16 protein-coding genes are annotated in these 22595 nt (G+C 72.5%); 12 read left to right on the top strand and 4 right to left on the bottom strand.

What is annotated here, in order from left to right; translation table 11 throughout:
• On the top strand, positions 1–3874 hold a 3874-nt coding region (hrpA, locus tag KBX39_RS02570; RefSeq protein WP_210869016.1), incomplete at its 5' end, for an ATP-dependent RNA helicase HrpA.
• Positions 3875–3910: 36 nt separating this feature from the next.
• Here the strand turns inward: hrpA and KBX39_RS02565 are convergent.
• Positions 3911–5566, bottom strand: a complete 1656-nt coding sequence (locus KBX39_RS02565) for a D-glucuronyl C5-epimerase family protein (protein ID WP_051611076.1) — start codon at positions 5564–5566, stop codon at positions 3911–3913.
• Positions 5567–5667: 101 nt separating this feature from the next.
• Positions 5668–6606 carry a LysR family transcriptional regulator gene (locus KBX39_RS02560; RefSeq protein WP_043325079.1) on the bottom strand — a complete coding sequence of 313 codons (939 nt, stop codon included), beginning with the start codon at positions 6604–6606 and terminating at the stop codon, positions 5668–5670.
• A gap of 35 nt (positions 6607–6641) precedes the next feature.
• On the opposite strand from KBX39_RS02560, the gene KBX39_RS02555 reads away from it, so the two are divergent.
• From KBX39_RS02555 to KBX39_RS02530, 6 genes are all read left to right on the top strand, one after another.
• Positions 6642–7373, top strand: coding sequence for a succinate dehydrogenase cytochrome b subunit (locus tag KBX39_RS02555; RefSeq protein ID WP_210869014.1), 732 nt, complete (start codon positions 6642–6644; stop codon positions 7371–7373).
• A gap of 1 nt (position 7374) precedes the next feature.
• Positions 7375–9312, top strand: coding sequence for a fumarate reductase/succinate dehydrogenase flavoprotein subunit (locus tag KBX39_RS02550; protein ID WP_043325081.1), 1938 nt, complete (start codon positions 7375–7377; stop codon positions 9310–9312).
• The gene (locus tag KBX39_RS02545; protein ID WP_030499798.1) at positions 9309–10061 is read left to right on the top strand and encodes a succinate dehydrogenase/fumarate reductase iron-sulfur subunit; all 753 of its coding nucleotides are present in this window, start codon (positions 9309–9311) and stop codon (positions 10059–10061) included. Before KBX39_RS02550 ends, KBX39_RS02545 begins: the two co-directional genes overlap by 4 nt.
• Before the next feature lie 143 nt (positions 10062–10204).
• Entirely contained in the window at positions 10205–11389 is a 1185-nt protein-coding gene (locus KBX39_RS02540; RefSeq protein WP_043325082.1) for a zinc-dependent alcohol dehydrogenase, read from the top strand.
• Positions 11386–12327 carry an SDR family NAD(P)-dependent oxidoreductase gene (locus KBX39_RS02535; protein ID WP_210869012.1) on the top strand — a complete coding sequence of 314 codons (942 nt, stop codon included), beginning with the start codon at positions 11386–11388 and terminating at the stop codon, positions 12325–12327. Before KBX39_RS02540 ends, KBX39_RS02535 begins: the two co-directional genes overlap by 4 nt.
• 82 nt (positions 12328–12409) lie before the next feature.
• Positions 12410–13555: an MBL fold metallo-hydrolase gene (locus KBX39_RS02530; protein WP_210869010.1), complete on the top strand. Its 1146-nt coding sequence runs from the start codon at positions 12410–12412 to the stop codon at positions 13553–13555.
• Between the two features lie 34 nt (positions 13556–13589).
• Here the strand turns inward: KBX39_RS02530 and KBX39_RS02525 are convergent, their stop codons facing one another.
• The gene (locus KBX39_RS02525) at positions 13590–15101 is read right to left on the bottom strand and encodes a deoxyguanosinetriphosphate triphosphohydrolase family protein (protein ID WP_210869008.1); all 1512 of its coding nucleotides are present in this window, start codon (positions 15099–15101) and stop codon (positions 13590–13592) included.
• A 101-nt stretch (positions 15102–15202) separates the two neighbouring features.
• Here KBX39_RS02525 and KBX39_RS02520 point away from each other — a divergent pair, with 101 nt between their 5' ends.
• Both KBX39_RS02520 and KBX39_RS02515 read left to right on the top strand, forming a co-directional pair.
• Entirely contained in the window at positions 15203–17674 is a 2472-nt protein-coding gene (locus tag KBX39_RS02520; RefSeq protein WP_210869006.1) for a Tex family protein, read from the top strand.
• A 431-nt stretch (positions 17675–18105) separates the two neighbouring features.
• Positions 18106–18540 carry a hypothetical protein gene (locus tag KBX39_RS02515; RefSeq protein ID WP_104113633.1) on the top strand — a complete coding sequence of 145 codons (435 nt, stop codon included), beginning with the start codon at positions 18106–18108 and terminating at the stop codon, positions 18538–18540.
• Here the strand turns inward: KBX39_RS02515 and KBX39_RS02510 are convergent.
• Positions 18503–19513 (bottom strand): DUF389 domain-containing protein, encoded by a 1011-nt coding sequence (locus tag KBX39_RS02510; RefSeq protein WP_043325087.1) that lies wholly within the window; start codon positions 19511–19513, stop codon positions 18503–18505. The two genes, KBX39_RS02515 and KBX39_RS02510, sit on opposite strands and share 38 nt — an antisense overlap.
• Before the next feature lie 116 nt (positions 19514–19629).
• Between KBX39_RS02510 and KBX39_RS02505 the strand changes: the two genes are divergently transcribed.
• The 3 genes from KBX39_RS02505 to KBX39_RS02495 form a co-directional block, all read left to right on the top strand.
• The gene (locus tag KBX39_RS02505) at positions 19630–21066 is read left to right on the top strand and encodes a D-glucuronyl C5-epimerase family protein (protein WP_197494925.1); all 1437 of its coding nucleotides are present in this window, start codon (positions 19630–19632) and stop codon (positions 21064–21066) included.
• Positions 21067–21208: 142 nt separating this feature from the next.
• On the top strand, positions 21209–21910 hold the full coding sequence (locus KBX39_RS02500; protein WP_210869004.1) for a sugar transferase: 702 nt from the start codon (positions 21209–21211) through the stop codon (positions 21908–21910).
• Positions 21907–22595 (top strand): aminotransferase class I/II-fold pyridoxal phosphate-dependent enzyme (locus KBX39_RS02495; protein ID WP_210869002.1); only part of this gene is annotated, 689 nt, incomplete at its 3' end. The genes KBX39_RS02500 and KBX39_RS02495, both read left to right, overlap by 4 nt.

Genomic DNA, 22595 nt, shown 5'->3' with positions numbered 1-22595 from the left:
GCGTGACCCGCAGCGGCGGGACGCGGCGCTGGCCGAGATCGGGGCCGAGGTGACCCGGGCGGAGGCCCGGCTGGAGTCGCGCCGCGCGGCCGTGCCGGCGATCACCTACCCGGCGCAGTTGCCGGTGAGTGAGCGCAAGGACGACATCGCCGCCGCGATCCGCGACCATCAAGTGGTGATCGTGGCCGGTGAGACCGGCTCCGGGAAGACCACCCAGCTCCCAAAGATCTGCCTGGAGCTGGGGCGCGGGATCACCGGCCTGATCGGGCACACCCAGCCCCGGCGGCTGGCGGCCCGTACGGTCGCCGACCGGATCGCCGACGAGCTCGGCACCGAGCTGGGCGACGTGGTCGGCTACAAGGTGCGCTTCACCGACCAGGTGGGCGAGAACAGCCTGGTCAAGCTGATGACCGACGGCATCCTGCTGGCCGAGTTGCAGACCGACCGGATGCTGCGGCAGTACGACACGCTGATCATCGACGAGGCACACGAGCGCAGCCTCAACATCGACTTCATCCTCGGTTACCTCAGGCAGCTCCTGCCCCGCCGGCCCGACCTCAAGGTGGTCATCACCTCGGCGACCATCGAGACCGACCGGTTCGCGAAGCACTTCGCCGACGCCGAGGGCAACCCGGCGCCGGTGGTCGAGGTGTCCGGACGCACCTATCCGGTGGAGGTCCGCTACCGACCGCTGGTCGAGGTGACCGAGGCCGAGGAGGAGGACGAGGCCGACGAGGAGAACGTCCGGGACCAGATCCAGGCCATCGGCGACGCGGTCGAGGAACTGGCCGCCGAGGGGCCGGGCGACATCCTGGTGTTCCTCAGCGGCGAGCGGGAGATCCGCGACACCGCCGACGCGCTGGGCAAGCTGGTCCAGAAGAAGCGGTCGCTGCTCGGCACCGAGATCCTGCCGCTGTACGCCCGGCTGTCCACCGCCGAGCAGCACCGGGTCTTCGCCGCGCACTCCAACCGCCGGGTGGTGCTGGCCACCAACGTCGCGGAGACCTCGCTGACCGTGCCGGGCATCAAGTACGTGGTGGACCCGGGCACCGCCCGGATCTCCCGCTACTCCAGCCGGCTGAAGGTGCAGCGGCTGCCGATCGAGCCGGTCTCGCAGGCCAGCGCCAACCAGCGCAAGGGCCGCTGCGGGCGTACCTCGGACGGCATCTGCATCCGCCTCTACGACGAGCAGGACTTCGACTCCCGCCCCGAGTTCACCGACCCGGAGATCCTGCGCACCAACCTGGCCTCGGTCATCCTGCAGATGACGGCGATCGGGCTCGGCGACGTCGCCGCGTTCCCGTTCATCGACCCGCCGGACCGGCGCAACATCACCGACGGCGTGAACCTGCTGCACGAGCTGGGCGCGCTCGACCCGGCCGAGACCGACCCGGCGAAACGGCTCACCGCGCTGGGCCGGCGGCTGGCACAGCTGCCGGTCGACCCCCGGCTGGCCCGGATGGTCCTGGAGGGCGAACGCAACGGCTGCGCCACCGAGGTGGTGGTGATCGCCGCCGCGCTGTCCATCCAGGACCCGCGCGAACGCCCGGCCGACAAGCAGGCCCAGGCCGACCAGACGCACGCCCGGTTCGCCGACAAGGAATCCGACTTCGTCGCGTACCTGAACCTGTGGCGCTACCTGCGGGAGAAGCAGCGGGAGCTGTCCTCCAGCGCGTTCCGCCGGATGTGCAAGGCCGAATACCTCAACTACCTTCGGGTACGGGAGTGGCAGGACATCGTCAGCCAGTTGCGCCAGGTGCTGCGAACCTCGGACAAGGGTGAGGGCCGGCGCGGCGCCGGCGCCGACCTGCCGGAGGAGATCGACACCCCGAAGGTGCACCAGTCGCTGCTGCCCGGCCTGCTGTCGCACCTCGGCCTCAAGGACGCGCAGAAGCACGAATACCTGGGCGCACGGGGCGCCAAGTTCGGGATCTTCCCCGGGTCGGCGCTGTTCAAGAAGCCGCCGCGCTGGGTGATGGCCGCCGAGCTGGTGGAGACGTCCCGGCTGTGGGGCCGGGTGGCCGGGCGGGTCGAGCCCGAGTGGGTCGAGCCGCTGGCCCAGCACCTGGTCAAGCGCAGCTACAGCGAGCCGCACTGGGAGAAGAAGCAGGCCGCGGTGATGGCCTACGAGAAGGTCACGCTGTACGGCATCCCGCTCGTCACCTCGCGCAAGGTGAACTTCGGGCGGATCGACCCGGTGCTCAGCCGGGAGCTGTTCATCAGGCACGCCCTGGTGGAGGGCGACTGGCAGACCCACCACCACTTCTGGCGGGACAACCAGAAGCTGCTGACCGAGATCGAGGAGCTGGAGAACCGGGCCCGGCGCCGCGACATCCTGGTCGACGACGAGACCATCTTCGCCTTCTACGACCAGCGCATCCCCGCCGACGTGGTCTCCGGCCGGCACTTCGACTCGTGGTGGAAGAAGACCCGCCGGGAGCGGCCGGACCTGCTCACGTTCACCCGCGAGCTGCTCGTCAACGACGGCCGGGGCGGGGTGGACGAGGAGGACTTCCCGGACGAGTGGCGGGCCGACGGCGTGACGCTGCCGCTGACGTACACGTTCGACCCGACCGCGCCGACCGACGGCGTCACTGTGGACATCCCGCTGCCGCTGCTCAACCAGGTGCCGGCGGAGAGCTTCGACTGGCAGGTGCCCGGGCTGCGCGAGGAGCTGGTGATCGCGCTGATCCGGTCGCTGCCCAAGCCGGTGCGGCGCAACTTCGTGCCGGTGCCCGACTACGCGCGCGCCGCGCTGGCCGCGATCACGCCGGGCGAGGAGCCGCTGCTGGCCGCGCTGACCCGGCAGCTCCGCCGGATGACCGGCGTGACAGTGCCGCCGGACGCCTGGGACTCGGGGAAGCTGCCGCCGCACCTGCGGGTCACGTTCCGGGTGCTCGGCGAGGACGACAAACCGGTCGCCGAGGGCAAGGACCTGCCGGCGCTGCAACGCGAGCTGCGCCAGGAGGTACGGCAGGTCGTGGCCGCCGCCGCGCCGGACGTGGCCCGTTCCGGGCTGACCGAGTGGTCGATCGGCGCGCTGCCGCGCACCATCGAGCAGGTCCGCGCCGGCTTCGCGGTGACCGCGTACCCGGCGCTGGTGGACGAGGGCGCCACCGTCGGGGTGAAGGTGTTCGACTCGGCCGCCGAGCAGGAGGCCGCGCACTGGGCGGGCACCCGGCGGCTGCTGCGGCTGACGCTGCCGTCGCCGGCGAAGTTCCTTCAGGGGCGGCTGAGCAACGAGGCGAAGCTGGCGCTGTCCCGCAACCCGCACGGCAGCGTGCCGGAGCTGATCGAGGACGCGGCCGGGGCGGCGATCGACAAGCTGATCGGCGACGCGGGCGGCCCGGCCTGGGACGCCGAGGGCTTCGCCGCGCTGCGCGACAAGGTACGGGCCGACCTGGTGGACACCGTGGTCGAGGTGATGGACCGGGTCCGCCGGGTGCTGGCCGCCGCGTACACGGTGGAGCAACGACTCGGCGCGACCCGCAACTTGGCGGTGGTGGCCGCGCTGGCCGACATCCGTGCCCAGCTCACCGGCCTGGTGCACAAGGGCTTCATCACCGAGACCGGCTACGCGCGCCTGCCCGACCTGCTGCGCTACCTGACCGCGATCGAGCGGCGGCTGGACCGGCTGCCCGGCAACCCGCAGCGCGACAAACAGCAGCAGGACCGGATCGCGGTGGTGCAGAAGGAGTACCAGGACATGCTCGCCGCGCTGCCCCCGCCGCGACGCGCGACCCCGGCGGCCCGCCAGATCCGCTGGATGATCGAGGAGCTGCGGGTGAACGTGTTCGCCCAGGCCCTGGGAACCCCCTACCCGGTCTCCGAGCAGCGCATCTACCGGGCCATGGACGACGCCGAGGGCCGCTGAGCCGCCGCGCCGGCCGACGCCGGCGCGGCGGTCCGGTCAGCGGCGGATCACCGCGCCGAAGCCGAGCCAGCGACCGGCGTACGGCCCCTCCACGAGGCGGACGTGCTCGCGGCCGTTGAGCACCGAGCGGCCGTCGATGGCCACCGCGTCACCGACCCGGTAGGTGGTGGGCACCGACTTCATCAGCCCGGCGGCGTCGATCGAGTACGCCGGTGGCGCGTCGACGGCTATCGTGCCGGGCCGGTGCAGCTTGTAGCCGAACCCGGCGCAGATGCCGACCTGGTACCGGTAGGGCGAGTACTCCTGCACGTAGTAGCCGGCCAGGGTGCCGGCGGTGATCGCGTACCAGATCCCGGTCTGCCGCATGATCTTCACGCGGTCGCCGGAGGGCGCGGCGCTGGCGCGGGCCAGCGTCATCTTCGTCCGCGCGGTCACCGTGCCGGCGCTGTTGAACTTGTACGCGGTGTGCGTGCCGGAGGAGAACCGGATGTTGCCCTTCACGCCGTAGGGCGGGTAGTCGGTGTACCAGAGGTCGGCGAGCTGGGCCAGGTACGTGTCACCGGTGATGGCGTACTGCTGGACGAACTGGAACATGTGGGTGGAGTGGTACTGGCCGGCGTCGATGCCGTGGGTCAGGCAGTAGCGGCTGCGCCAGTGCCGCACCCGGGTCTTCTCCCACACGTCCCGGTAGGTGGTGATCGCGCCCTGCAGCATCAGCTTGGCGTCGGCGTTGCGGGTGAGCACCCAGTAGTCGTACAGGCCGTACGCGGAGAACATGTGCCCGTTGTAGGTGCGGTCGCCGCGGACCGCCTTCGGGTGCGGGTACTCCTCCAGCCACAGCAGACCGTCCACCACGTACACGCCCCACGGCTGGCCGGCCGCCGCGGGCAGCAGGTACGAGGCGAAGGTGGCGTCCGCGGCGCCCTTCCACTTCGTCTCGCCGGTGCGCTGGTAGAGCCGGGTGAACAGGCTCAGCGCCTGCCCCTGGGCCATCATCGAGTACCAGGGCGCCGGGTAGAGGTCGGGGCCGCCGTGCAGCCGGTGGTCGAACGGGTACGGATAGAACCACGCGCCGGAGCGCAGCGTGCGGCGGTCGATCAGGCGCTGCGCCTGCCGCTTCGCCCGGTCCAGGTATGTCAGGTTCCCGGTGATCCGGTGGGCCTCCATCAGGTGCAGGCCGTACTGCGCCTGCGCGACCGGGTGGTCGTAGAGCCGGCCGCCGAGGCGCACCATGCGCACCCCGGTGGAGTCGTGCACACCGGGATCGACGAGCGGGACCGGCGAGGTCATGTGGTAGGGCTCGATGCCGATCGGCAGTTCCCGGATCTCGAAGTCGTCGTACCGGAACTGGAACGGCACCGACGCCGCGCCGGCGTACCGGCGGGTCGGTCCGCCGACGCGTCCGGCGCCCGGGGTGGAGGCCGCGCGCGGGGCCAGCCGGGGCATGTCCCGGGCCGGGATCGCGGACAGATTCGGCAGTGGCTCGACCGGCCCCGGCGGGCCGATCTCCAGGGCCGGGTCGATGACCGGGTCCGCCGGCGCCAGGAGCGAGGTCGCCGGGGACGCCGCGGCCCAGGCGGGGCCACCGCCGAGCAGCGGGACCGAGGCGGCGGCCAGGGAGCCGGCGACGACGGCACGCCGGCTCAGTGCAGGTGTCGGGCCGGCGGCCCCGGACGGGTCTTGATGGCGCATGCGAACCTCCCGTGTCTTCACATGCTGGGCATCAGCCTTCCCATGCTGTTCCGGTCGGCCGGGACGAGCAAGGACATTCGTCGCGACATGTCGGAGATCCGTCAAATGGCGGCAAGCGGCTCGACACCGGCGGGGAGCTGGTCGGCGGCGGTGGCGTCGTGGACGTACTCCAGGAGGATGCGGCGCAGCTCGCGCCCGGCGTGGGTGGGGACCACGTCGCGGCGGCGGGCCACCGCGATGGTCCGGCGGACCCCGGGCGGTACGAGCCGGGTGACCCGGATGCCGGCGCGGCGGGCCACCACGATGCCGGGCACCAGCGCGACGCCGAGCCCGGCCTCGACGAAGCTGAGCACGGCGTCCATCTCTCCGCCGTCGACGGACAGGGTCGGCTCGAACCCGGCCGCCCGGCACGCCTGGAGCGTGGCGTCGCGCAGGTCGTAGCCCTCGCGGAACATGACCAGCGGCTGGTCGCGCAGGTCGGTGATGCGCAGCTCCCCGGCTTCCGAGGCGCCCGGCAGCGGGTCGACCGAGGCGACCACCAGGCTCTCGCGCAGGATCGGGTCGGCGCGCAGCCCCGGGTCGGTGCCGGCCGACGGCATGATGATCAGGGCGAGGTCGAGGTCGCCGCGGAGCAGGTCCCGGACGAGATCCTGCGAGCCGCCCTCCTCCACGCGCAGGTCGATCGTGGGGTGCGCGTCGCGGAACCGGCGCAGCACCGGCGGGGCGAGCGAGGTGGCCAGGCTGGGCGTGGCGCCGAGCCGGACCCGGCCCCGGCGCAGCCCCACCAGTTCCTGCACCTCGCGGGTGGCGGTCTCCACGTCGGCGAGGATCCGCTTGGCCAGCGGCAGCAGCACCTCGCCGGCCGCGGTGAGGGTGATGTTGCCCCTTACCCGTTCGAACAGCGGGGCCCCCAGGTCGGCCTCCAGCGCGTGAATTTGCTTACTCAACGAGGGCTGGGTTATGCCGACAAGATCGGCCGCCTGGGTGAAATGTCGTACTTCGGCGACCGCCACGAAGTACCGAAGCTGATGGAGCTGCATCTACATAGCCTACGGCTATCAACGCTGCGATTTCGATGCATTGGACGCCTGATCGAAGTGCTCCTAGCGTCGTTCGCGTGGTAATCACGAAAACTCGGTCGCCCATCCGCTCCAATGTCGGCCTCAAGGCCGTCATGGCGGTGACGGGCATCATTCTGGTGCTGTTCCTGATCGCGCACATGCTCGGCAACCTGAAGATCTTCACGGGCGAGACCTCGTTCGACCACTACGCGCACTGGCTGCGCGACATCGGCACGCCACTGCTGCCGACGACGTGGTTCCTGTGGATCCAGCGCACCGTGCTCACCGTCGCCGTGCTGGGGCACATCGGCGCGGCCACGCTGCTCGCGATGCGGTCCCGGGCCGCCCGCCCGGTGCGGTACGCGCACCGCCGCAAGATCCACGTGAACTACGCGGCCCGCACGATGCGCTGGGGTGGTGTGATCATCCTGCTCTTCGTGATCTACCACATCCTCGACCTGACCACGGGTCACCTGAACCCGCAGGGCGACCCGGCCAACCCGTACGGCAACGTCGTCGCCGACTTCGCGCCGGAGCGGTGGTACGTCACGCTCTTCTACACCCTCGCGCTGGTGACCCTCGGCTTCCACCTGCGCCACGGCGCGTTCAGCGCGTTCCGCAGCCTCGGCCAGCAGACCCCGAAGGGCGAGCGCCGGGTCAGGATCGCCGCGCTCGTCTTCGCCGTCGCCCTCGTCGGCGGCTACCTGCTGGTCCCGTTCGCCGTGATCACCGGATTGGTGTCCTGACATGGATCTGTACCGCGAAGGCGACCCGATCGCCGACACCCGGGCCCCGGACGGCCCGATCGAGACGCGGTGGGAGCGCCACCGCTTCGAGATGAAGCTGGTCAACCCGGCCAACCGCCGCAAGATGACGGTGATCGTGGTCGGCACCGGCCTGGCCGGCGGTTCCGCCGCCGCCACGCTGGCCGAGCAGGGCTACCAGGTGCGGTCCTACTGCTACCAGGACAGCCCGCGCCGGGCCCACTCGATCGCCGCGCAGGGCGGCATCAACGCCGCCAAGAACTACCGCAACGACGGCGACTCGGTGCACCGCCTCTTCTACGACACGGTCAAGGGCGGCGACTTCCGCTCCCGCGAGTCGAACGTGCACCGGCTGGCCGAGGTGTCGGTCAACATCATCGACCAGTGCGTGGCCCAGGGCGTGCCGTTCGCCCGCGAGTACGGCGGCCTGCTGGACACCCGCTCCTTCGGCGGCGCGCAGGTGCAGCGCACCTTCTACGCCCGGGGCCAGACGGGCCAGCAGCTGCTGCTCGGCGCGTACCAGGCGCTGGAGCGGCAGATCGGCCTGGGCAACGTGGAGATGAACGCCCGCCACGAGATGCTCGAACTGGTGATCGTCGACGGCCGGGCGCGCGGCATCGTGGTCCGCGACATGGTCACCGGCGAGATCAGCACCGAGATGGCCGACGCGGTGGTGCTCGCCACCGGCGGCTACGGCAACGTCTTCTACCTCTCCACGAACGCCAAGGGCTGCAACGTCACCGCCTCCTGGCGGGCGCACCGCAAGGGCGCGTACTTCGCCAACCCCTGCTACACGCAGATCCACCCGACCTGCATCCCGGTCTCCGGCGACCACCAGTCGAAGCTGACCCTGATGAGCGAGTCGCTGCGCAACGACGGCCGGGTGTGGGTGCCCAAGGCCAAGGGCGACCAGCGCAGCCCCCGGGAGATCCCCGAGGACGAGCGGGACTACTACCTGGAGCGGATCTACCCGTCCTTCGGCAACCTGGTCCCCCGCGACATCGCCTCCCGCGCCGCGAAGAACGTCTGTGACGAGGGACGCGGCGTCGGCCCGACCGGCCTCGGCGTCTACCTCGACTTCGCCGACGCGATCAACCGGCTCGGCCGCAAGGCCATCGAGGCCAAGTACGGCAACCTCTTCGAGATGTACGAGCGGATCACCGGCGAGGACCCGTACGAGGTCCCGATGCGGATCTACCCCGCCGTGCACTACACGATGGGTGGCCTCTGGGTCGACTACGACCTGCAGTCGAGCATCCCCGGCCTGTTCGTGATCGGTGAGGCCAACTTCTCCGACCACGGCGCGAACCGGCTCGGCGCCTCGGCGCTGATGCAGGGCCTCGCGGACGGCTACTTCGTGCTGCCGAACACGCTCGCCAACTACCTGGCCTCCTCCGGCCCGCTGGACAAGGTCGACGCGAGCCACCCCGAGGCGGTCGCGGCGCGTACCGACGTCGAGGACCGGATCAAGCGGCTGCTCGCGATCAACGGCGACCGCACCGTGGACTCGTTCCACCGTGAGCTGGGCCAGATCATGTGGGAGCACTGCGGCATGGAGCGCTCCGAGGCCGGGCTGCGCAAGGCGATCGACGAGATCCGCGCGCTGCGCGAGCAGTTCTGGCAGCGGGTGCGCGTGCCGGGCGACGGCGAGGGCCTCAACCAGTCGCTGGAGAAGGCCGGCCGGGTGGCCGACTTCTTCGAGCTGGCCGAGCTGATGTGCATCGACGCGCTGCACCGCGAGGAGTCCTGCGGCGGTCACTTCCGGGCCGAGCACCAGACGCCCGACGGCGAGGCGCAGCGCGACGACGACCGGTTCGCGTACGTGGCGGCCTGGGAGTACACCGGCACCGGTGAGCCCGTGCTGCACAAGGAAGACCTGACCTTCGAATACGTCCACCCCACGCAGCGGAGCTACAAGTGAACCTGACCCTGCGCATCTGGCGCCAGCACGGCCCCGAGGACAAGGGTCGGATGGTGACCTACCCGGTGCAGGACGTGTCCCCGGACATGTCCTTCCTGGAGATGCTCGACGTGCTCAACGAGCGGCTGATCCTCGACGGCGAGGAGCCGGTCGCGTTCGACCACGACTGCCGCGAGGGCATCTGCGGCATGTGCAGCCTCATGATCAACGGTGAGGCGCACGGCCCGCAGCGCGGCACCACCGCCTGCCAGCTGCACATGCGGCAGTTCTCCGACGGCGACACGATCGACATCGAGCCGTGGCGGGCCCGGGCCTTCCCGGTCGTCAAGGACCTGGTGGTCAACCGCAACGCGTTCGACCAGATCATCGCCGCCGGCGGCTACGTCACCGCGCCGACCGGCAGCGCACCGGAGGCGCACTCGGTGCCGGTGCCGAAGGCCGACGCCGACGCCGCGTTCGAGTCGGCCGCCTGCATCGGCTGCGGCGCCTGCGTGGCGGCCTGCCCGAACGGCTCCGGCATGCTGTTCACCGCCGCGAAGATCACCCAGCTCTCGCTGCTGCCGCAGGGCCAGCCGGAGCGCTACACCCGGGTGATCGGCATGGTGGACGCGCACGACGAGGCCGGCTTCGGCGGCTGCACGAACATCGGCGAGTGCGCGGCGGCCTGCCCGAAGGGCATCCCGCTGAACACCATCGGCCGGCTCAACCGGGACTACCTGAAGGCGACGGCCAAGCGCGCCGGCTCCTGACCGGACACGGCACGACCCACGCGACCGCCGCACCCCGCATCCAGGGGTGCGGCGGTCGCGCTCGTACGGGGGCCGCCGCCGATTCAAGCCGCCTCTCGCGGGTAGCAGTCCGATGGACGGCACCGGAGAGGGGACATACAGGCATGAAGGCACTGACCTGGCACGGCAAGCGGGACGTTCGCGTCGAGGACGTCCCGGACCCCCGGATCGAGGAGCCGACCGACGCGATCGTCCGGATCACCTCGACCGCCATCTGCGGTTCCGACCTGCACCTGTACGAGGTGCTCGGGCCGTACCTGAAGCCCGGCGACGTCCTCGGGCACGAGCCGATGGGCATCGTCGAGGAGGTCGGGCCCGGGGTGACCCGACTCAAGAAGGGCGACCGGGTGGTCGTCCCCTTCAACATCTCCTGCGGCTCGTGCTGGATGTGCGAGCGGCAGCTCTACGCCCAGTGCGAGACCACGCAGGTCAAGAGCCAGGGCAAGGGCGCGTCCCTGTTCGGCTACACCTCGCTGTACGGCTCGATCCCCGGCGGCCAGGCCGAGTACCTGCGCGTGCCGCAGGCCCAGTTCGGCCCGATCACGATCCCGGACACCGGCCCGGACGAGCGCTGGCTCTACCTCTCCGACATCCTGCCCACCGCCTGGCAGGCGGTGAAGTACGCGGACGTCCCGCCCGGCGGCACGCTCGCCGTGTTCGGGCTCGGCCCGGTCGGGCAGTTCAGCGCCCGGATCGGCCGCCACCTCGGCGCGGGCCGGGTGATCGGGCTGGACCTGGTCCCCGAGCGGCTGGAGATGGCCCGCCGGCACGGCATCGAGGTGCTCGACGTCAGCCAGCTCGACGACGTGCCCGGCACGCTCATCGACCTGGTCGACGGGCGCGGCCCGGACGCGGTGATCGACGCGGTCGGCATGGAGGCGCACGGCGCGCCGCTGGGCAAGATGGCCCAGACCGCCGCCGGACTGCTCCCGGACAAGCTGGCCCAGGCGATGACCGACAAGGCCGGCGTGGACCGGCTCGTGGTGCTGCACGCCGCGCTGAAGGCGGTACGGCGCGGCGGCACCGTGTCGATCTCCGGCGTGTACGGCGGCGAGCAGGACCCGATGCCGCTGATGGAGATGTTCGACAGGGGCATCCAGCTGCGCATGGGCCAGTGCCACGTACGCCGCTGGGTCGACGAGATCATCCCGCTGCTGGAGCGCGACGACGACCCGCTGGGCGTCGAGGACCTGCGGACCCACCGGCTGCCGCTGACCGACGCGCCGCGGGCGTACGAGATGTTCCAGAAGAAGGAGGACGGCTGCGTCAAGGTCGTGCTCGCGCCGTGACCCGGACGGTGGTCGTCACCGGCGCGACCAGCGGGATCGGCCGGGCGACCGCCCTGGAGCTGGCGGGCCGCGGAGACCGGCTGGTCCTCGCGGCCCGCTCCCCCGCCACGCTCGACGAGGTGCGCGACGAGTGCCGGGCCGCGGGCGCGCGGGCGATTGCCGTACCGATGGACGTGACCGAGCCCGGCGCGGTGGCCGCGCTGGCCGACGCGGCGCAGGCCGAGTACGGCCGCGTCGACGCCTGGGTGCACACCGCCGCGGTGATGGCCTACGGCCGTTTCGACGAGACGCCGGCCGAGGTGTTCGAGCAGGTGGTCCGCACCGACCTGCTGGCCGCCGCGGCGGTGGCCCGGGAGGCGCTGCTCCGGTTCCGGGCCGGCGGCGGCACGCTCGTGCTCACCGGCTCGGTGCTCGGGCACATCACCGCGCCCTACATGAGCGGCTACGTGGCCGCCAAGTGGGGCCTGCAGGGGCTGGCCCGCACGCTCCAGCAGGAGGCACGGGAGACGCCGGGCGTCGCGATCTGCCTGGTCAACCCGGGCAGCGTGGACACGCCCGTCTACCGGCAGGCGGCCAACTACCTGGGCCGGGTCGGCCGTCCGCCGCCGCCGATCGCCTCGCCCGAGCGGGTGGCGCGGGCCATCGCGCACTGTCTCGACCGGCCGCGCCGGGAGGTGTCGGTGGGGCGGCTCAACGTTGTCATGCGCTTCGGCTTCACCGCCCTGCCCGGGGTGTACGACGCGCTGGTCGGACCGCTGATGCGCCGGGCCGGGCTGACCCGGCAGCCGATCGCCGCCCACCGGGGCATCGTGTTCACGCCGAACCCGGCCGGTGAGGCGGTCCGGGGCGGGTGGCTGCCGGAGGTGTCCCAGGTGGTCCAGGCCGTGGGCGGACGCGCGGCGACTGTGGCGTCCGCGGTACGCCGCCGGCTGCCCTGACCGTGGCGTGGGTGGCCGGCGTGCGGGCGGACCGGGACGACTGTGGTTACCGTGTACGGCGGGACACGGCGGAGGGACGAGTATGCGGGAAGCAACGGGGCAGGAGCCGGACCGGACGCGCGGCGGGCGGGTGTGGAAGCTCGCCGGGCTGGCCGCCGTCGCCGGGCTGGCCTGGGCGGCGCGGGACGTACCGGCGCAGCTCGGCGGACGGCTCACCGGCGCCCGGGCGGAACGGGCGGCCCGGTCACCGCGCTTCCGCGACGGCACCTTCCACAACCCGGCCGGCGCCAGCGCCACGATGGTCGCCGACCCGGGCCGCAACCTGCTCCGGGAGCTGGTCTTCGGCAAGCAGAAGCGGCGGCCGGGCAGCCCGGTGCCGCTGGTGCGCCCCGGCGCCGCACCGGCCGCCGACCCGGCCCGCGAGCTGAACGTCGTCTGGTACGGCCACGCCTCCACGCTCGTCGAGATCGAGGGACACCGGGTGCTGCTCGACCCGGTGTGGAGCGACAGGTGCTCCCCGTCCGGGCTGGTCGGCCCGCGGCGCATCCACGAGCCGCCGGTCCGCCTCACCGACCTGCCCCCGCTCGACGCGGTGCTGATCTCACACGACCACTACGACCACCTCGACATGGAGACCGTCCGCACGCTGGCCGACCTCCAGTCCGCACCGTTCGTGGTGCCGCTCGGCGTCGGCGCCCACCTGGCCCGCTGGGGCGTACCCGAGCACCGCATCGTCGAGCTGGACTGGTCGGAGAGCCACCGGGCCGGCGGGCTGACGCTCACCGCCACCGCCGCGCAGCACTTCTCCGGCCGCGGACTGCGCCGCGACGGCACGCTGTGGAGCTCCTGGACGATCACCGGTACGCACCGGAAGGTCTTCTACACCGGCGACTCCGGCTACTTCGACGGATACGCCGCGATCGGCGCCGAGCACGGCCCGTTCGACGTGACGCTGATGCAGATCGGCGCGTACGACAGGGCGTGGCCGCACATCCACATGTTCCCGGAGGAGGCGGTCGCCGCCCACCTCGACGTACGCGGCGGACTGCTGGTGCCGGTGCACTGGGGCACGTTCAACCTGGCCCTGCACGACTGGTCCGAGCCGGTGGACCGGCTCTGGGCCGAGGCGAAGGCGCGCGACGTGCGGCTCGCAGTGCCGCGCCCCGGTGAGCGGGTGGTGGTGGACGAGCCGCCGGCGGCGGACGGCTGGTGGCAGTCGGTCGCCTGACCCGGCGCTGCCGCACCTCGCGCTCTGACCCCGCTCAGAGCACGAAGGCGTCGGTCCAGAGCGCGCCGGAACGGCCCGACAGCGCGTCCAGCATGGCCACCGCCTGACCGTCGGTGAGCTGCGCGACGAAGTCGACGATCGCCCGGCCCCGGGCCCGGCCGATCCGGTCCGGGGTACGCGGGTGCAGCTCCGCCTCGGCCAGCTCCACCAGGTCGTGCAGCCGGCGCGGCAGCCGGGACTCCTCGTCCGGGTCCAGCAGCCACTCCCAGAGTGCCTCCACCAGCGTGCCCAGCAGCCGGGCCTGACCGCGCTGGTGCAGCGCCAGGTCCGGGCGGGCCAGCACGAACCGGTGGTGCACGAACTTGAGCACCTGCACCTCGTGCCACTGCGCCTTGGCCAGCAGCACGTACCCGGAGCGGACGTGCGGGTCCGGGGTCACCGTGATGGCGTCCACGAAGCGCGTGGACCAGCGGGCGGAGAACCGGGCGACGTACTGCTCCGCCTCGATCGAGCCGTCGAACGGCAGCGCCAGCAGCCCCTCCACCAGCTCCTCGCGGACGTGTTCGACTGCGGCGGCGAACGCCTCGTCGTCGGCGATCCAGCCGTCCTTGCGGTGCAGTTGCCGGCGCAACCGCTCGATCGCCGCGCCGGGGCGCCGGCCCGCCGCCTCCAGCGCCGGAGCGGTGATCGACCGCAGGTGCCCGCACTCGCGCTGCCAGGCCATCAGCTCGGCCGCCACCGCGCCCTGCTGGAGCACCCCGACACGGTAGAAGTCCTCCACGTCGTGGATCGCGTACGCGATGTCGTCGGCGGTGTCCATCACCGACGCCTCGGGCGTCTGCTGCCAGTCCGGGATGCGGCCGGCGAACGGCTCCCGCGCCTGACGCAGGTCGTCCAGCTCGGTGCGGTACGCGCCGAACTTCACCGACCCGCTCTCCGGGTCCTCCGGCGGGGCCGCCGCGCCGCGGGGCGCCGGGTCGAGGTGCCGGGGGTGCGGGTCGGGATGGTCCAGGCGGGTCCACGGGTACTTCAGCATGGCGGCCCGGACCGCCGCGGTCAGGTCCAGCCCGGTGGTCGCCGCGCCGCGGATCTCGGTGCTGGTGACGATCCGGTACGACTGGGCGTTGCCCTCGAAGCCGTCGGCCAGCCCGAGCCGCTGCCGGGCCAGCCGGTCCAGCACCCGCTCCCCCAGGTGCCCGAACGGCGGGTGGCCGAGGTCGTGCGCGAGCGCGGCGGCCTCCACCACCTCCGGGTCGCAGCCGCCGAGCTTGTCCAGCAGGTCCCGGTACGCCGGGTCGGCCATGAGCCGCTCGGCGATCGCCCGGGCCACCTGGGCGACCTTCAGGCTGTGGGTGAGCCGGTTGTGCACCAGAAGCCCCGACCCGCCGGGACTGATCACCTGGGTGACGCCGTTCAGCCGGGCGAAGAACGGCGAGCCGACGATCCGGTCCCGGTCGGCCCGGAACGGGCCGGCCGCCAGGTCGCCGAGTGCCCGGGCGCTGCCCCCGAAGAGCCGCCGGGCCCGCGGATCCGCAGGTGCCTCCATGATCGCCACGCTAGCGCAGCGGGCGGCGGGCCGGGCACAGCCGGTCGGAGGCGAACGGCACAATGCAGGGCGGAAACCACCCGAGAAGGCGGATGACAATCGTGACCCAGTCAGTGCACCAGCGGATCGCCGAGGAACTCGGCGTCGCCGAACGTCAGGTGCGGGCAGCAGTCGAGCTGCTCGACGGCGGCGCCACAGTGCCGTTCATCGCCCGCTACCGCAAGGAGGCCACCGGCCTGCTCGACGACGCGCAGCTGCGCACACTGGAGGAGCGCCTGCGCTACCTGCGCGAGCTGGACGAGCGGCGCGCGGCGGTGCTGGAGTCGATCCGCAGCCAGGGCAAGCTCGACGAGGCGCTGGAGGCGCAGATCCTCGCCGCCGACTCGAAGTCGCGCCTGGAGGACATCTACCTGCCCTACAAGCCGAAGCGGCGCACCCGCGCGCAGATCGCCCGCGAGGCCGGGCTGGAGCCGCTCGCGGACACGCTGCTCGCCGACCCGGCGCAGGACCCGAAGGCGGTCGCCGCCGGGTTCGCCGACCCGGACAAGGGCGTCGCGGACGCCGCCGCCGCGCTGGACGGCGCGCGGGCCATCCTGATCGAGCGCTTCGCCGAGGACGCCGACCTGATCGGCACGCTGCGCGAGCAGATGTGGTCGCGGGGCCGGCTGGTCTCCCGGGTACGCGAGGGTCAGGAAACCGCCGGGGCGAAGTTCGCCGACTACTTCGACTTCGCCGAGCCGTACCCGAAGCTGCCCTCGCACCGCATCCTCGCCATGTTCCGGGGCGAGAAGGAGGGCGTGCTGGAGCTGACCATGGATCCGGAGGCCGACGGGGACGCCGACGCGAACCCGGGCCCCAGCCGGTACGAGGCCGCCGTGGCGGGACGCTTCGGCGTCAGCGACCAGGGACGGCCCGCCGACAAGTGGCTGGCCGACACGGTGCGCTGGGCCTGGCGTACCCGGATCCTCATCCACCTCGGCGCGGACCTGCGGATGCGGCTGTGGCAGGCGGCCGAGGAGGAGGCCGTGCGGGTCTTCGCCACCAACCTGCGTGACCTGCTGCTGGCGGCGCCGGCCGGCGCGCGTCCCACCATGGGTCTGGACCCGGGCCTGCGCACCGGTGTGAAGGTGGCGGTCGTCGACGCCACCGGCAAGGTGGTCGCCACCGACACGATCTACCCGCACGAGCCGCGCCGGCAGTGGGACGCCTCGCTGCACACGCTCGCCACGCTCGCCGCCGCGCACGGCGTCGAACTGGTCGCGATCGGCAACGGCACCGCCAGCCGGGAGACCGACAAGCTCGCCGCCGACCTGATCAAACAGCACCCCGAGCTGAAGCTGACCAAGGTGGTGGTCTCCGAGGCGGGCGCGTCGGTCTACTCCGCCTCCGCGTACGCCTCGCAGGAGCTGCCCGGCCTGGACGTCTCGCTGCGCGGCGCGGTGTCGATCGCCCGCCGCCTCCAGGACCCGCTGGCCGAGCTGGTGAAGATCGACCCGCGGTCGATCGGCGTCGGGCAGTACCAGCACGACCTGTCCGAGGTGAAGCTGTCCCGCTCGCTCGACGCGGTCGTGGAGGACTGCGTCAACGCGGTCGGCGTGGACGTCAACACCGCCTCCGCGCCGCTGCTCACCCGGGTGTCCGGCATCGGCGCCGGGCTGGCCGAGAACATCGTGCTGCACCGCGACGCCAACGGGCCGTTCCGCACCCGGGCGGAGCTGAAGAAGGTGCCCCGGCTCGGGCCGAAGGCGTTCGAGCAGTGCGCGGGCTTCCTGCGCATCCCCGGCGGCGACGACCCGCTGGACTCCTCCAGCGTGCACCCCGAGGCGTACCCGGTGGTGCGCCGCATCCTCTCCTCCACCGGGCAGGACCTGCGCGCGCTGATCGGGAAGTCGGCGATCCTGCGCGGCCTGCGCGCGACCGACTTCGTCGACGACACGTTCGGCCTGCCCACAGTCACCGACATCCTGGCCGAGCTGGAGAAGCCGGGCCGCGACCCGCGCCCCGAGTTCCGCACCGCCACGTTCGTCGAGGGCGTGGAGAAGATCAGCGACCTGACACCGGGCATGGTGCTCGAGGGCGTGGTCACGAACGTGGCCGCGTTCGGCGCGTTCGTCGACGTGGGCGTGCACCAGGACGGTCTGGTGCACGTCTCGGCCATGTCGCACACGTTCGTCAAGGACCCGCGCGACGTGGTGAAGTCCGGCGACGTGGTGAAGGTCCGGGTGCTCGACGTGGACGTGCCGCGCAAGCGGATCTCGCTGACGCTGCGGCTGGACGACGAGGCGCCGGCCGGCGGCGGGCGCCCGGCGGGCGGCGACGGCCGACGGGACCGGGGCGGTCAGGGCGGCGGGCCACGCGGCGGCGGCCAGGGACGCATCGGCGGCCAGCAGAACGGGCAGCGCGGTGGTGGCCAGCAGGGCGGCCAGCGCGGCGGCTCGGGCGGCGGCGGGCAACGCGGTGGCGGACAGGGCGGCACGTCGCGCGGTGGCCAGCAGCAGCGGCCCGGGCGCGGTGGCGGCGCCCCGCTCAACGACGCCATGGCGGAGGCGCTGCGCCGCGCCGGCCTGGCCTGACACGTCCCGCTGCCGGGCCGAGGTCACGAACGCCTCAGCCCGGCAGCCCCGGCGGGGAACAGCGACGCGCCGGCCCGTGTCGCGGTCAGGCGCCCCGGCAGGGCGACGGCCGCGGGGACGGGCCGAGGCACCGGCATGGAACCCTTGATCAACACGATCTCGCCGAGGTGGTGGCATCAGAGGCTCCGCGACACCACCACTTCGGCGAGCTGGAGTTGATCACACCGGGCAGCGCGCCGGGAAAGGGACGGGTCACGCCTGCCGGAGCCGCGAACACCACTCACCAGGCGCGTTGTCGACCAAGGAGTTCGTGGCCTGTTCAGGGCGTTCGACTGACACAAACCCCTTGATCGCCGCAGCCTCGGCGGTGCGCGCGCCGGGCCCGACGGCCTGTGCGCCGGGCGGGGCCGGTTCCGCGTACCCTCGCGGTCGTGGGCGGTGAGGACGACGAGCGGTGGCGGGAGCGGCGACGCCACGCGGTGCGGGCGCACGCGGAGGCCGCCGCCCGCGAACGCGAGGCCGAGCAGGCGGAGGCCGCGGAGCTGGTGGCCCGGTTCGCCGCCGAGGCGCTGCGGCGCGGGCTGCGCGCCGGCCGGCTGACCGCGACCGGGCACGACGGGCGCGGTCGCTACCGCACGCGGATCACCGGCTGGTACGTGGACCGGGCGCACAGCCGCGCGGTGGACACCGACGGGCGTTTCTACCTGCTCACCGTGCCGCCGGGCCTGCGGACGCGGCTGCTCGGGGCGGACCCGCCGCCCAGTCCGCCGCCGCTCGTGGTCGGCCGGGGCGGCCGGGACGGCGAGTCGGTGCCGCTGGCGACCCTGCTCAGCCGTCGTCTCGACGCGGGCGACGACTGGCGCTGACCGGGGCCGGACGCCGGTCTGCCCGCTGCCGGGGCACCGCGTGCGCGGCCCGCCGGGCGACGTGCCGCCACCAGCACAGCTGGACCACGAGCGTGAGCAGCCCGGCGAGCACGATCGCGGCCAGGTTGATCACCAGTTGGAGGGCGGAGCCGGCGGCCTCGTGCCACACCCCGTACGCGGACGCGACGGCCACGTTCGCCGCCGCCGGCACGGTGGTCACCGAGATCAGCACACCCACGAGCGAGCCGGACTTCTTCGAGGTCAGCGACAGCATGCCGGCCACGCCGGCGAGCAGGCCCACCACCCAGGACAACGCGTCCGGACGCCAGATGAAGTCGGTCATCGGCCGTTCCGCCAGCAGCATGTCCCGGTCGACCAGGCCGGCCGCGGTGAGCGCCCAGGTGCTCAGCGCGGTGGCCGCCATGGCGACGAGGAAACCGACCGTCAGCGCCTTGACCGAGTGACCGACCACGCGCGGCTGACGCCGCAGCAACGCCACGCAGAGCGCGGCGAGCGGACCGAACTCCGGGCCGACCACCATCGCGCCGACGATCAGGATGGGCTGGTCCAGCAGCACGCCGATCCCGGCGATCATGGTGGCCACCACGATCAGGGCGAGGAACGTGCCGGTGAGCACCGTCTGCTCGCCGGTCTTCGCGGCGATCTCGTCCCACACCACGGCGTCCTCCCCGTGGCCGGGGGCTTCCTCGGCGGCCCGGTCGGCCGCCTCGGACAGGGTCAGCTCGACGTCGTCGGCGGCGATCCCGCCGCGTACGTCCACGTCGAGGTCCTGCAGGCGGCGCAGGACGTGGTCCGCGCTCTCCCGGACCACGTCGCAGAGGATCAGGTCGCCGGCGGGCCGGCGGGCGGCCCCGGTGAGAACTACCAGGTGGGTCACGCCGGGCTCGGCGCCGAGCAGGTCCACGACGGCCGACGAGCGGTCGCCCGGCGCGATGATTCGCAGGTGCAGCACCGGCGCACTCTACTGCGGGGCGACAACGCGCAGAAGCATGTCGGAAAGCCGATATTTTCCACGGCTCTGGCGAATCTCGTCCCTACCGTCACCTTATGGGCACCCAGTTCTCCCACATGAGAAAGACTTTGCTGGCACTGGCGCTGACCATGGGCGCCGTGGCCTCGACAGCCGGTCCGGCGGAAGCGGCCGGCGTCCCGGCGGTCCGCGGCGCGGCGGACGTGAGCGGCTATGCGCGCGACGGGTTCCGGCCACAGTTCATCCCGGACGCCGGCCTGCCGTACAACGACAGCGCGCTGGCGCCGCGGGTGGATCCGAACCCGCACGACGAGCACGGTGTCCGCCTGTTCCAGTACAACGGACAGACGTACGACCATCCCGTCGCCCAGGCGCAGTGGGGACTGAGCAACCTGCGCACCTATCTCGCCAACCGCGACCGGCTCTTCCTCGACCGGGCGGTGGCGCAGGCTCAGCGGAACATCGACCGCAGGGTCGAGTCGCGCTCGGCCTGGTGGTACCCCTACGAGTTCGACTTCCCCCGGTGCGCCCAGATGCCGGTGATCCACGCGCCGTGGTTCAGCGCGATGGCGCAGGGACAGCTGCTCAGCCTCTTCACCCGCCTGGCGGCGGTCACCGGGGAGCAGAAGTGGCGTCAGGCCGCGGACCGGACCTTCGCCAGCCTCCTGCTTCCGCCGGAGACCGGGCTGCCCTGGGCCAGCTGGGTGGACGACGCCGGGCACCTGTGGTTCGAGGAGTACCCGCTGACGCCGGGAGTGACCGGCGAACGCGTGCTGAACGGCCACATCTTCGCGCTCTACGGCGTGTACGACTACTGGCGGCACACCTCGGACCAGCGGGCCGCCGCCCTGTTCGACGGCGCCGCCACCACGCTGCGCCGGCACGTGCCGACCACGTTTCGCGCGCCGCAGTGGGCCAGCCGCTACTCGATCGGCTGTCCCTCCTCGTACGCGGGCTACCACCCTGTGCACATCGGACAGCTGCTGAAGACGTACGAGATGACCCGCGCTCCGGTCTTCGCCGCCATGGCCGACCTGTTCCGCGAGGACTACCCGGCGCCGGCCGTGTCCGGCACCGTCATCTTCTCCGGTGGGGCGCACGTCGGCTACCGGTTCTCCTCCGCAGGCGCGGTGCTGGAGCAGAAATCCCTGACTCTGTCCCGGCAGTCCCAGGCGAACGCCGACCAACGCGTCCGCATCCTCGGGCGCGGCATCTACTACCGGATCACGAACGGGGCCTTGGCCGGGTTCCTCATTCCTGAGACGCCAGGCGAGCGATATCTGCTCGGCGCGGTCGTGCGGCACACCTACACGCCGCAGCGGACCCTGTCGTTCGGTCCCGGCACCTACACCGCGCACATGTACGGGCCGGGCTGGCAGGTCACCGAGAGCAAGACGTTCACCTTCCCCCGCAGCTCGGCCGCGCCGTTCGGCGCGACCGCCTGGGTGAACGGGACGATGAGCTACCAGATCACGGCCGGGGTGTACGCCGGGTATTGGCTGCCGGCCGCCGACGGGTTGACGCCCGCCACCTGACCAGGCGAAGTGTCGATCTCCCGCACCCGTGTCCTCGCGCGGTCCCGCACGGTTGATCCGAGAGATCGGTACCACCTGTTCCCGATCGCGGCTTCCTGCCGCGCCCGGACGGGTGGTCGGGTACCTGTGCGGAGGTGGGGGCATGTCGCTTCCCGATGTGCGTCACGGATCGCTCTCGACCGGCCGGTCCGACCGGTCGACGCGGTTCCTCGACGTGCTCGCGGCCGTCGTTCTGCTCGCGGTGACGGCACCGGTGCTGGCGACCGTCGCCGTTCTGGTGGCCGTCCGGCTGGGCCGCCCGGTGCTGTTCCGCCAGCGGCGCGCCGGGCGCCACGGCGCGCTATTCGAGGTGGTCAAGTTCCGGACCATGCGGGAGCCGGACCACCGGCGTGGCCTGGTCTCCGACGCCGACCGGCTGACGCCGTTCGGTCGCCGGCTCCGCGCCACCAGCCTCGACGAGTTGCCCACGCTCTGGAACGTGCTCCGCGGCGACATGAGCCTCGTCGGCCCGCGCCCCCTGCTGCCGGAGTACCTGGGCCGCTACACCCCCGCCCAGGCGCGCCGGCACGAGGTGCGACCCGGCGTCACCGGCCTGGCCCAGGTCAGCGGCCGCAACGAGCTGAGCTGGGAGGACAAGTTCGCCCTCGACGTGGAGTACGTCGACAACCGCTCACTGCGGTTGGACCTCGCGATCCTCGCCGCCACCGTCCGCACCGTGCTGCGGCGGGAGGGCATCTCGGCAGCCGGCTCGGCCACCGCGCCGGAGTTCCTCGGAACCGTGCCGGACGGAGCGGCGGCGGGAGACACCGCGCGTACCACGGTGCGGCCGGGCAGGCTGTCATGAGCGGCCTGGTCCACCTGTCCGCGCCGGACGTCGGTCCGCTGGAGGAGTCCTACCTGATCGCCGCGCTGCGTTCCGGCTGGGTGGCGCCCATCGGCCCCGACCTCGAGGAGTTCGAGCGGGAGATCGCGTCGCGGGTCGGCACGCGGGGCGCGGTGGCGGTCAGTTCCGGCACCGCCGCGCTGCACCTGGGCCTGCTCGGCGTCGGCGTGAGCGCCGGAGACGCGGTGGTCGTACCCACGCTGACATTCGTCGCCACCGCGAACGCGGTCCGGTACACCGGCGCACGGCCGGTCTTCGTCGACTGCGACCCGGGCACCGGGAACATCGACGTGTTGCTGCTGGCCGAGGCGCTGGACCGGCTACGCGGCCGGGGCGAACGGGTGGGCGCTGTCGTTCCGGTGGACATGTTCGGCAGTTGCGCCGACTACACCCGGCTGCTTCCGATCTGCGCCGAGGCGGGCGTACCGGTGGTGGAGGACGCCGCGGAGGCACTCGGGGCGACGCACCGCGGCCGGCCCGCCGGCTCGTTCGGGCGGGTCGGCGCGCTCTCCTTCAACGGCAACAAGATCATGACCACCTCCGGCGGTGGCATGCTCGTCTCCGACGACCTGTCCCTTTTGGCCCGCGCCCGGCATCTCGCGACGCAGGCACGCGAGCAGACGCCCCACTACGAGCACCGCGAGAC

This window comes from Micromonospora sp. D75, assembly GCF_018070405.1.
Taxonomy (GTDB): Bacteria; Actinomycetota; Actinomycetes; order Mycobacteriales; family Micromonosporaceae; genus Micromonospora; species Micromonospora chalcea.
This window is presented reverse-complemented; position numbering and strand designations above follow the sequence as displayed.